At 71.1% G+C, this 11476-nt stretch carries 7 protein-coding genes; 3 read left to right on the top strand and 4 right to left on the bottom strand.

Annotated elements, in window-relative coordinates; all coding sequences use genetic code 11:
- Positions 1-12: 12 nt before the first annotated feature.
- On the bottom strand, positions 13-2190 hold the full coding sequence (locus D7Y11_RS23225; RefSeq protein ID WP_121751608.1) for a methyl-accepting chemotaxis protein: 2178 nt from the start codon (positions 2188-2190) through the stop codon (positions 13-15).
- A gap of 347 nt (positions 2191-2537) precedes the next feature.
- Positions 2538-4085, bottom strand: a complete 1548-nt coding sequence (locus D7Y11_RS23230) for an FAD-dependent monooxygenase (protein WP_126934816.1) — start codon at positions 4083-4085, stop codon at positions 2538-2540.
- Positions 4086-4268: 183 nt separating this feature from the next.
- On the opposite strand from D7Y11_RS23230, the gene mprF reads away from it, so the two are divergent.
- The 3 genes from mprF (at position 4269) to D7Y11_RS23245 (ending at position 10073) form a co-directional block, all read left to right on the top strand.
- A complete protein-coding gene (gene mprF, locus D7Y11_RS23235) occupies positions 4269-6830 on the top strand; it encodes a bifunctional lysylphosphatidylglycerol flippase/synthetase MprF (RefSeq protein ID WP_233607369.1) in 2562 nt (853 codons plus the stop codon).
- A complete protein-coding gene (locus tag D7Y11_RS23240; RefSeq protein ID WP_126934817.1) occupies positions 6827-8371 on the top strand; it encodes a virulence factor family protein in 1545 nt (514 codons plus the stop codon). The genes mprF and D7Y11_RS23240 overlap by 4 nt, the downstream gene beginning before the upstream one ends.
- Before the next feature lie 136 nt (positions 8372-8507).
- The gene (locus tag D7Y11_RS23245) at positions 8508-10073 is read left to right on the top strand and encodes a carboxylesterase/lipase family protein (protein ID WP_120580064.1); all 1566 of its coding nucleotides are present in this window, start codon (positions 8508-8510) and stop codon (positions 10071-10073) included.
- Positions 10074-10142: 69 nt separating this feature from the next.
- On the opposite strand, the gene D7Y11_RS23250 is transcribed toward D7Y11_RS23245, so the two are convergent.
- Both D7Y11_RS23250 and D7Y11_RS23255 read right to left on the bottom strand, forming a co-directional pair.
- On the bottom strand, positions 10143-10535 hold the full coding sequence (locus tag D7Y11_RS23250) for a hypothetical protein (RefSeq protein WP_120580065.1): 393 nt from the start codon (positions 10533-10535) through the stop codon (positions 10143-10145).
- A 76-nt stretch (positions 10536-10611) separates the two neighbouring features.
- The coding region (locus D7Y11_RS23255) for a hypothetical protein (protein WP_126934818.1) at positions 10612-11476 on the bottom strand (865 nt) is incomplete at its 5' end.

Genomic DNA, 11476 nt, shown 5'->3' on the forward strand with positions numbered 1-11476 from the left:
CGGGCCCGGGCTTCACGCCGCCGCGGGCTTCTGCTGGTCGTCCAACGTGCCGGAGCGGAGCGCCTTGCTCGCGGCCCCCGACATGACCTCCGCCAGCGTCTGCACGGAGTGCGTGACGGTGCGCGTCTCCTCCACGGCCTGGAGCGTGCGCTGCATCTGGCCGGACAGCTCCTGGATGGCCTGGGCAATCTGATGCGTGCCCGAGTCCTGCTGCGCCACGGCCTGGGTGATCTGCCTCACGCTGCCGGTGGTGTCGCCGATGATGCTCGTCAGCTTCTGCAGCTGCGCGCCGGAGCCGCGGACGGCGTCCAGGCTCACCTGCACGCGCGCCTCGCCCTGTTCGCTCATCTGCGCGGCCTCGCGCATGCTCATGCTCACGCCGTCGAGCACGTCGCGGATGCGCTCGGTGGCGCGGATGGACTGGTCCGCCAGCCGGCGCATCTCCTTGGCCACCACGCCAAAGCCCTTGCCGCTGTCGCCGTTGCGCACCGCCTCGATGGCCGCGTTGATGGCCAGCATGTTGGACTGGTCCGCCAGCGTCTTCACGTCGTCGACGATGCTGGACACCTCGCGGGTGCGCTCGTCGAGCGCGAGGATGCGCGAGGCCATCCCCGACACCTCCGTGCGGATGGCGGCCAGGTCCGTCAGCGTGCGCTCCAGGGCGGCGCCACCCTCGCGCCCCACCGCCTCCGCGCTCTCCGCGGACGCCGCGAGCACCCGCGCCTTGTCCGCCGTCAGGTGCGAGCCCTGGCGGATCTCCTCCACCGTCTGCTCCAGCTCGCGCAGCGCGGCGGCCTGGCGGCTGATGCCCACGGTCTGCTCCTCGCTGGAGGTGTGCAGCTGCTGTACGACGGCGGCGAGCTCGTCCGCGCCGCGGCCCATGCCCTCGGCCAGCAGGCGCACGTCCTTGCGGCGCGCGTCCAACTGGTGCGTGTACTCCGCCAGCGAGCGCACCACCTCCGCGGAGCGCCGCGCCACGATGGCCACGAGCGACAGCGTGAGCGCGAAGAACCCCCAGTGCACCTGACTGTCGGTGGCCTCCATCAGGCCCAGCATCGGCAGGGTGCTGAGCAGGAGCACGAAGGTGAGGACCCCCAGGCCCGCGACGAAGATGCGCGCGTCCTTGTTCCCCTTGAGGGCCTCGACCACCGCGACCCCCACGCACACCAGCAGTCCGGGCAGCGAGTAGAGGATGAAGGCGGACAGCAGCCGCCATGCGGAGCCCAGGTCCATCACCACGATGATCGCCTGGAGGATGGCCGGCACGGTGACGACCGCCGCGCCCCGGCGGAACCAGCGCAGCTTGTCCGTGCCCACCGTATCGGAGATGAACCACGCCAGGGCGGGCAGGATGGCGTACGAGCCCAGCAGCGTGAGGACGCTGCCGGTGGCCGCCTTGCCCCAGAGCGCCGGGAACAGGCCGCTGGAGCCCAGCAGCAGCGCGCCCGAGCCCGCGGAGAACACGGTCAGCGCGGCGAGCATCCGCCCCTGGCGGCGCAGGAGGGCGGCGAACAGCGACACCGCGCCAATGCCCACCAGCAGCGTCCCCATGACGAAGGGCGCCAGTCCCAGGCGCGTCACCTCCGCGAGCAGCTCCTGGCGCGAGCCCACCTTCGCGTCGCGCGTGACTCCGATGGCGGGCCCATGCGCCTGGATGCGCAGGAGCACGCGATGGCCCATGGACGCGGGCGGCACGGGCACCAGGTGCCAGACCATGTTCTCCATGATCTCCTGGCCGTTGGGGGCCAGCGTCCCGCTGGTGTGGACGCGCTGGCCGTCGGCGTAGACCTCGAAGGCGTTGGCCACGTTGCCCAGGAAGAGGGCGGGCTCCAGCCACGGGCCCTGGGGCACGGGGATGCTCAGCCAGAGGAAGGTGTTCGTCCCGCGGCCCGGCGGTTCCTGGAGCGCGGTCATGGCCTGCCAGCCCGCCGCGTCCTCCGGCTCCGTCGCCCACGTGGGGACGCCGTCAGGCCCCAGCGGCGAGTCTCCCCATCGATAGCGCCACCCGTCGAGCGCGGGCTGGGCGGCCGTTGTCCCAGCGGCCTCCGCCCGGGCGGCCGGCGCGAACGCGAGGAGCATCAGCAGCACGGCCCCCACGCCCGCGAGCCGCGAGAAGAGGGCCTTCCGGGAGCCGCGGAAGGGAGTGAGCCGGAGCTGTAAGTCGAGAGCGAAGACACGGGAGCGACGCATTCGAGACACATGCTCCAGCGCGAGGGGGTCAAAAGTAAAATGGGTCCCTCATGCCTCCCCGCCGTGCCTCCGGCCGCTGCGTTTCACTCGCTGTTCACAAAACAGACGGAGCGGACCGGATAGAATCGTAAAACATGAAATTGTTCTCAGGATCGGCGTGACCCCCGGTCCTGTCTCGGAACCCTACCCCGGGGGTCCGCTGCTCCTCTGGGGAGCCCTGGCTTCCGGGCGTGGAGGGCCCGCGTGTCCCGAAGGGGGACGGGCTTGCGAGGGCCCGGCATGGCGCCGCCTGCGACGGTGCGAGGACGGACTCCTGGTCCGCCTGTACCCAGGTCCCATGCGTGGCTTCAGCACAGGGAAGCGTGATGCTCGCGGGGCGTGAACCACCTGGCCGCGGCTCGGGTGAGCTCCTCGGGACTTGGGGTCGTATCGCTCGCCCAGGCCACGAACCCATCCGGACGTACGAGCGCCGCGCTCAGTCCCAGGCGATTCCTGGCGTCGCTGGCCACGTACCGGACCTGGTCGCCCCAGAGGCCATCCAGTGCTTGCAGCGACGCGTGCTGGCCGAAGTCCAACAGCAAACCGGTTCCATCCCGGAGCCGTGTACCGAGCCGCTCTCCGTCCTCCCACTCGAAGTCCGGGCAGCTGCGGCCCACCAACGGGTGTTCTCCGCCGAGGTCGTAGCGGAGGGACACGCCCCAGAGGCGTTCAGCGAAGGAGGTCGCGCCGTCGCGCGTGTCGAGCACGTCGCGGAGGATGGCTTCGAGCGCGCGGGAGTGGGGGCTGGGGCGCATCAGCGCGACCTGGGCCCGCGTCCAATCGAGGATGCGCGCCCCCACGGGATGCCGCTCCTGGGTGTAGCTGTCGAGCAGGCCATCGGGGGCGTCGCCTCGAAGGGTCGCGGCGAGCTTCCACTCGAGGTTCATGGCGTCCCCGAGTCCGAGGTTCAGGCCCTGCCCGCCCAGGGGTGAATGAATGTGCGCGGAGTCACCCGCCAGCAGCACCCGTCCCTTGCGGTAGGTCGTGGCCTGCTGTGAGCGGTCGGTCCAGGTCGAGGCGAGGTGCAACGCCTGGAGGGTCACGTCCGTGCAGGACACGCGCCGCAAGACGGCTTGCACGTGCTCGAGGGTGAGCGCTTGGGTGCGATGGGCGGCGCCGCCGTCGAAGTCGGTCATCGCGATCACCCCGGGCTGCCACTGGGTGTACATCCCGGTCGGCGTGTAATGACGGCCCAGGCGGAGCTTCTCCGGATCGGCGACTTCGGCCTGGACCGAATAGCCCGTGAGCTCAGGCCCGGTCCCCACGAAATCGAAGCCCCCTTGCTTGCGGACGGTGCTGCGGCCGCCATCGCACCCCACCAGCCAACGCGCGCGAAAGCGTTGCCCACCGGCATGGACCATCACTTCCTCGTCCGAAGCCTCGAAGCCTTCGACACCCTGGCCGCGCCGGAGCTCCACGCCCAGGGCGTGTGCGTGAGCAGCGAGGGCGCGCTCGAGATGCTCCGTTTCGCTTCCCAGTTGCATATCGGCCGGGCCGGGGAGCCGGTACGTCCAGCGCGTCGAATCGACGTTGCTGTATTCGAACGGGATGCCCGCGAAGTGGCCGGCTGGCCCGCGGAGCTGTGAGTTGGATGCCATGGAGCCGGGGCTCGGTTGGCCACGGGCACCCGCGCCGGCACGAGGGTTCGACGCGATGGCTTCCAGCAGTCCGCGCCGGTGGAACGCTTCGATGCTGGGGCCCCAGAGTCCTCGCCTTCCAAACGGGAGTCGCTTCAGGGGGGAGTGCGGATCCTCCGCTTGTTCAAGCACCAGCACGGTGCGCTTCGCGAGCCGCAGCTCACAGGCCAGGAACAGGCCGACCGGGCCGGCCCCCGCGATGATCACGTCGTAGACCAAGGTGTCTTCCTGGCTCGGGTGTTGCGTCCTCATCCACGCTAACGCAGTCATTCCGGCACGGTCGCTCCAGGGGCGCGACGCCTGCCTGGTCCTCCCGGGAAGGTGGGGCGAATTGCCCCAGCTGGGGCCTTTCGGGCGGAGGACTGCCCCCGCGTCTTCTCCTCCTGAGGCATGGCACGCCGGATGCTGCGTCCTCCTGGCATGTCGAAGGTCCAGAGAGTCCTCACCACCGCGCTGCCATTGCTGCTGCTGTGCGTGGCGGCGTACGTGCTGCACCGCGAGCTGTCGCACTACCGCCGCGAGGATGTGAGCGCGGGGCTCGCGGCCGTGACGGCGAGTCGCATCCTCCTGGCCCTGGCCGTGACGGTCGTGAACTACGCGGCGCTCACGCTGTACGACGTGCTGGCGTTGGGGCACGCGGGGCACCGGATTCCCTATTCGCGCGTGGGGTTCACGTCCTTCGTGGGCTACGCCTTCGGGCACAACCTGGGCGCGTCGTTCCTGAGCGGCGGCTCGGTGCGCTACCGGCTGTACTCCGCGTGGGGGCTCACCGCGCTGGACGTCGCGCGGGTGTCCGCGTTCAACGCGCTCACGTTCTGGCTGGGCCTGGCCGCCGTCACCGGCGCGTCGTTGCTCCTGGAGGGCGGGGGAGGGGTGCTGTCCCTGTCCACGCCCGTGGCGCACGGAGTGGGGGCCGCGCTGGGGTTGCTGCTCGTGGGCTATTTCGTGGCGTGCGCCACCGTGCGCAAGCCGCTGCGGATTCGCGGCCTGGAGTGGACGTTGCCCACGCCCGCGCGGGCACTGGCCCAACTGGTGGTGTCGTGCGGGGACTGGGCGCTGGCGGCGGCGGTGTTGTGGGTGCTGCTGCCCCCGGACAGCGTGTCGCTGCCGTCGCTCACGGCGCTGTTCGCGCTGGCGCAGCTGGCGGGCATCGCCAGCCAGGTGCCCGCGGGCCTGGGTGTCTTCGAGACGGTGATGCTCTCCGCGCTCACGCCCCGCGTGCCCGCGCCGCAGGTCGTGGGCGTGCTGCTCGTGTACCGGCTCGTCTACTACCTGCTGCCCTTCACGGTGGCGGCGCTGCTGCTCGCGGGGCATGAGTTGCTCCAGCGTCGTCACCACCTCACGCGGCTGGCGAAGGTGGTGCACAGCTCGTTCGCGCCGGTGGTGCCGTGGGCCGCGTCGGCGGTGGCGTTCGTGGCGGGCACGGTGCTGCTCTTCTCCGGCGCGACGCCGCCCGTCGCCGAGCGGCTGGCGCTGCTCCGCCGGCTGGTGCCGCTGCCGCTCCTGGAGGTGTCGCATCTGCTGGGCAGTCTGGTGGGCGTGTCGCTGCTCCTGCTCGCTCGCGGGCTCCAGCGGCGCCTGGACGCGGCCTATGTGCTGACGCAGGTGCTGCTGGTGGCGGGCGCGGTGTTCTCCGTGGTGAAGGGCGTGGACTACGAGGAGGCCACGCTGCTGCTCGTCCTGGCCGCTGCGCTGGCTCCGTTCCATCAGCAGTTCTACCGGCACACGTCTCTGTTCGCGGAGGCCTTCAGCCCCGGGTGGCTCTTGGCCACGGTGGCGGTGGTGGGCGCGTCGGTGTGGCTCGGTTTCTTCTCCTACCGGCACGTCGAGTATCGCAATGACCTCTGGTGGCACTTCGCCTTCTCAGGCAACGCGCCGCGCTTCCTGCGCGCCAGCGTGGGCGTGCTGGGGGCGACCATCGTGGCGGGGCTGGCCGCGCTCCTGCGACCGGCGTCGCCGCGCACGCATCCGCCGACGGTGGAGGAGCTGCAACGGGTGCGTCCCCTGGTGGCGAGCGCCCCGGAGTCCATGGCCTCGCTGGCGCTGGTGGGGGACAAGTCCCTGCTGCTCAACGACGCGGGCACCGCGTTCCTCATGTACGGCGTGTCGGGGCGCGCGTGGGTGTCCATGGGCGACCCGGTGGGGCCGCCGGACGCGGCGACGGAGCTGGCGTGGCGCTTCCTCGAAATGGCGGACCGGCACCACGGCTGGGCGTGCTTCTACCAGGTGGGGCCGGGCGCGCTGCCGCGTTACCTGGACCTGGGGCTCACGCTGCTCAAGTTGGGCGAGGAGGCCACCGTGCCGCTCCAGGACTTCAACCTGGAGGGGCCGGAGCGCCGGGGCCTGCGCCATGGCATGCACCGCATGGCGCGCGAGGGCTGGACCTTCGAGGTGCAACCGCGCGAGGCCGTGCCGGAGCTGATGCCCCAGCTGCGGGCCATCTCCGACGCGTGGCTCGCAGAGAAGCACACGCGTGAGAAGGGCTTCAGCCTGGGCTGTTTCTCACCGCGCTACCTGGAGCAGGGGCCGGTGGCGCTGGTACGCCGGAGCGGCGTGCTCATGGGCTTCGCCAACGTGTGGGCTCCGGACACGAAGGAGGAGCTGAGCGTGGACCTCATGCGCTACCAGCCGGGCAGTCCCCATGGGGCCATGGACTTCCTCTTCACGTCGCTGATGCTGTGGGGCCGGGGGCAGGGCTTCCTGCGCTTCAACCTGGGCATGGCGCCCTTCAGCGGCTTCGAGGCGCGCGCGCTCGCGCCCATGTGGAACCGGCTGGGCGCGCTCCTGTTCCGGCACGGCGAGCACTTCTACAACTTCCAGGGGCTGCGCCAGTACAAGGAGAAGTTCCGTCCGGACTGGGCGCCGCGCTACCTGGCTTCGCCGGGCGGGCTCGCGCTGCCGGGCGTGCTCGCGGGCGTGGCCTCGCTGGTGTCGCGCGGGCTGGGCGGGGCGGTGGCGAGATGAGGACGCGCGCGAAGTGGTTCCTGGTGGGGGCCGTGCTCGTGCTGGCGCTGGCGCTCATCCCGTGGTCGCGCACGTGCGCGGCGCCCTCCGTCGCTCCGGCCCCGGTGGCGGTCCCCGCGCCCCAGCCTCCCGTCGCGCCGCGCGTGGAGACGCGGCACATCGGGGGCCGCTTTGGCCATGTCACGGTGGTGACGCCCCCGGGGAGGCCCGGGACGGTGGTGCTCCTGCTGGCGGATGGGCCCGCGGAAAAGGGCAGGGCGCTGGAGCTGTCCACGGCGCTGGCCTCGCACGGCGCGCTGGTGCTCGGGGTGGACGCCGGGGCCTACCTGCGCGCTTTGGAGAAGGGCACCCGGTGCGCGTATCCGGCGGGCGACCTGGAGGTCCTGAGCCAGGGCTACCAGCGGCACGCGGAGCTGCCCGAGTACCTGCACCCCGTCCTCGTGGGGGACGGCACGGGCGCGGCGCTGGCCTACGCGGCGCTGGCCCAGGCTCCTCCGGGCACGTTCCGGGGCGCGGTGAGCGTGGACTTCACGCCGGAGGTGACGACCTCCGTGGCCTTCTGTCCGGGCGCGGAGCTCGTGCGCTCACGCGCGGACAAAGACAGGCGCGAGCGGCTGGCCCCGGCGCGTGCGCTGTATCAACCGTGGGTGCTGCTCGGCGCGGAGCATGATCCGGTCCATCCGGTGAAGGCCGCGCACGACTTCACCCGCTCGCTGACGACGGCCCGCGTGCTGACGGTGCCGGGGCCGGGATTGGCCCGCATGCCGGTGGACGCATGGCAGGGGGCGCTGCTGGCCGCGCATGATGCCGCCGCCGCGCCGCTCCCATCGGAAGCGCTGACGCCGGTCTCCACGCCAGCGGCGCCTCCAGACGCGGGCACCCAGGGGCTCTCCGGGGATACATCGGTGGAGGGCCTGCCGCTGGTGGAGGTCCCCGCGACGTCGGATGTCCCGGGCGACACGCTGGCACTCTTCGTTACCGGCGATGGCGGCTGGGCCAGCCTGGACCAGACGGTCTCCGAGTCGCTCGCCGCGCAGGGCATCCCCGTCGTGGGCTTCAACTCGCTGCGCTACTTCTGGAAGCGCCGCACGCCGGAGCAGACCTCCGCGGACGTGGCCCGAGCGCTGCGCCACTACCTGTCCGCGTGGGGCAAGCAGCGCGTGGTGTTGCTGGGCTACTCGCGCGGCGCGGACGTGGTGCCGGCCATCACCGCGCGCCTGCCGGAGGATTTGCGCGAGCGCGTGCGGATGGCCGTGCTGCTCGCGCCCGGCAAGGAGGCGGAGTTCGAGGTGCACGTCACGGACATCTTCGGCGGCAAGGGCCGGCCCACGGCCGCGGTGCTCCCGGACGTGCAGGCCCTGAAGGGGACGCCCGTGCTCTGCGTCTACGGTGATGAGGAGCTGTCCGACAGCCTCTGCCCCATGCTGTCCGGCGTGCCCGGCGCGCGCGCGGTACTGCTCAAGGGTGGACATCACTTCGACGGGGACTACGCAGCCATCACCCGGGCCGTCCTGCGGGAACTCGGTATGGCATTGCCCTGATGCTCCGGAGTCTGGGGGCTCGTCGGCTGGCGGACGGGTGATTGCCTTTGAGGCCCAATGCATTGACTCGCATGGGCGAAACCTCTACTTCGCACCGGCCCGGCCCTGGCGCCGGGTCTCGTGGGGGGTTCCAAAAATGGTCCAGCAGTCGGCTCCCGTCGTCAGCACGGTCGAAGGACAGCTCCAAGGCGTCGTCGAGGAAGGGGTGTATGCCTTCAAGGGAATTCCCTACGCCCAGCCTCCCGTGGGCGCGCTGCGGTGGCGTCCTCCCGCCCCGGTCGTGCCCTGGAAGAACATCCGGCAGGCGTCCACGTTCGGCAAGTCCTCGCTCCAGTCTCGCGAAGGCTGCATCGCGGGCGGCGGCGGTGACCCGTATCCGATGGGTGAGGATTGTCTTTATCTCAATGTCTGGACGCCTCGCGTGGACCCCCAGGCGAAGCTGCCCGTCATCGTGTGGATCCACGGCGGCGCGTATGTGCTTGGCGCGAGCGGCCTGCCCCCGTACGACGGCGTGCCCATGGCGTCCCGTGACGCCATCCTCGTCACGATCAACTACCGCCTGGGCCACCTGGGCTTCCTGGCCCATCCGGCGCTCCAGAAGGAGCCGGGCGGCGGCGCGGCCAACTTCGGCCTGTTGGATCAGGTCGCCGCGCTCCAGTGGGTGAACCGCAACATCGCGAAGTTCGGCGGGGACGCGGGCAACGTCACCCTCATGGGCCAATCCGCGGGCGCCAAGAGCGTGCTGGCCCTCTTCTGCATGGATGCCGCGAAGCCCCTGTTCCACCGGGGTGTGGCGATGAGCGTGTACGGCCTGGACGAGATGCCGTTGGCGCAGGCGCAGCTCAAGGGCGAGGCGTTGATCCGCGGCATGGGCGTGGCGGACGGGGCCGCGACGCCGGAGCGCATGCGCCAGCTGCCCGCGGAGTCCTTCTGGCAGCAGCCGCCAGAGCACTCGCTGGCGCCGGTGGCCGTGTGCGGCGACACGGTGCTGCCCCAGTCCATCCTGTCCACCTTCAAGGCGCAGCAGCAGGCGCGCGTGCCGCTCATCCTGGGCAGCACCAGCGATGACGTGAGCGTGATGGAGGCCATGGGCCGCGACCCCATGGAGATCCTCCAGGCCCTCCGGGACAACAACGTCCCCATCGGCCTGCTCTACCCGGGCGTGTCACCGGACGAGGAGCTGGCGCGGCAGGTGTGCCGGGACATCGTCTTCACGCTGATTCCGCGGCAGGTCGCGGACCTGCACCTCAAGGTCTCCGACGCGTGGCGCTTCTACTTCGAGTACACGGCCACCGAGCTGCGCCCGGAGTTCCCCGACGGCGTCCCGCACGGCTCGGACGTCCCGTACTTCCTGGACACGGTGGCCCGCTGCCCGCCCACCCAGGACGTGCTCTCGGACGAGGACCGCGCGTACTCGCGCCAGGTGAGCAACTGGATGCTCCAGTTCGCCCGCACCGGAGCGCCCGCGTCCGCGACCGAGTGGCCGAAGCACCAGCCGGGTGAGGACCGCACCCTGCGCATGCAGCAGCCGCCGAAGGTGGAGCACAACTTCATGCAGCTGCGCCTCAACGCCTTCCTGCTCGCGAGCGCCATCATCAACAGCGCGGACAGCCGCTCGGGCGGGAAGCACGACACCCGCGGCAACGTCCGCCACACGGGGGCCTCGCCCCAGAAGAAGAACCGGCCCGAAGGCACGACGTAGCCCCTGAAAAGAGAAGGGCCCGGGCGCGAGTGCTCGCGGCCGGGCCCTTGCTGCTTTTCGCGCGGACTTCTAGCTGCTGAAGAGCACCAGCACGAAGGTGCTCGACTGGGGCAGCTGGAACACGGTGCCCTGGCGCAGCGAGCCCTTGAAGAAGGGCGCCGCGTCGTAGGCGGTGGCGCCCTTCAGGGCCTCCTTCGTGGCCTCCGGCAGCCACCCACCGTCATCCACCTTCACCGTCAGCCGCGTGGGCTTCAGCGCGGCCTGGAGCGCCTGGGCCTCCGCCGCCGGGTACTCCAGCACCGCGAGGAACTGCGTGTCCGTGGGGCCCAGCCCGCCCTGGATGCCGCGCGGAGACTGGCGCCACTGCACCGCCTGGGGGCGGCGCGGCAGCGTCACCACCTTCTCCAGCGTCTCCAGGTCCGTTCCCGTCTTCGCCGCAGGCGCGGCCGTCTCTGTCGTCATGGATGCATTCCCCCCTGAGGGCTTGTCGCAGGCCAGCGAAACACACCCCGCGAGCAGGGTGGTAGCCAGCGTGCGCCTAACGGCCACCGATGGGACGCGACGTCGCATTCTCGGGGCTCCCCTGGTCCCACGTCACGTGCCGCTGGAGCGTGCCGTAGTTGGTGTACTGGTGCCCCAGGCCCGTCTGCTCCAGCCGGCCGTTGGCCGCGTCCGGCGTGCCGGTGTTGATGTCCTGCTGGCCCGGGTTGAAGTTGTAGCGGTCCTCCGCGTGGAGCGTCATGTCCATCTCGAAGCGGGGCTTCCCGCCCGGCGTCTCCGGCGGGTAGACCGTCACGGTGGCGCTGTTCCAGACGTTGTGGCCGCCAATCGCCTTCTGCCAGTTCTCCGTCTCCGGGTAGGGGAACTGCTCGCTGGAGCCCACGCCAATCTGCGAGCCGGTAATCTGGAACGTCACCGGCTTGCCCGCGAGCGACGGGTCCTGGGCGATCATCTGGTTGTAGGTCGCCTCCGCCGCCTGCTGCGTGTCGCGCGTGGAGTTGGTGAGCACCGCCTGTCCGGCGGGGTCCGTCCGGACGAAGCGCTCGTAGTCGAAGTGCCGGTCCGCCCCGTTGCCGTGCAGGAAGTGGTCGTACGTGTCCAGGCCGTCCGGGATGTCGTTGTGCGGCACGCCCGGAACGCCCTGGAGGGCGCGTGCTCCGCGGAGCTTGACCTCCCACTCGGCCCGCGCGGCGTAGTCACTCAGCCCCGGGCTCTCCGTGGGGATGGGGTTCGGGTCGTTGGGGTCGTTGGGGTTCTGCAGGAAGCCGTTGTCGTGGTGGATGTCCGGACGCCGGGGAGGACCCACCTGGTAGTCCGCCACCGTGTTCCCGTTCGTCTGCACCGCCGTGCCGGACGTCCCCACCTGGGTGGGCGTGGCCGTGGGCGTGGGAGCTCCCAGCGCG

The sequence above is a fragment of the Corallococcus sp. AB018 genome (genome assembly GCF_003986945.1).
GTDB classification, from domain to species: domain Bacteria; phylum Myxococcota; class Myxococcia; order Myxococcales; family Myxococcaceae; genus Corallococcus; species Corallococcus exiguus.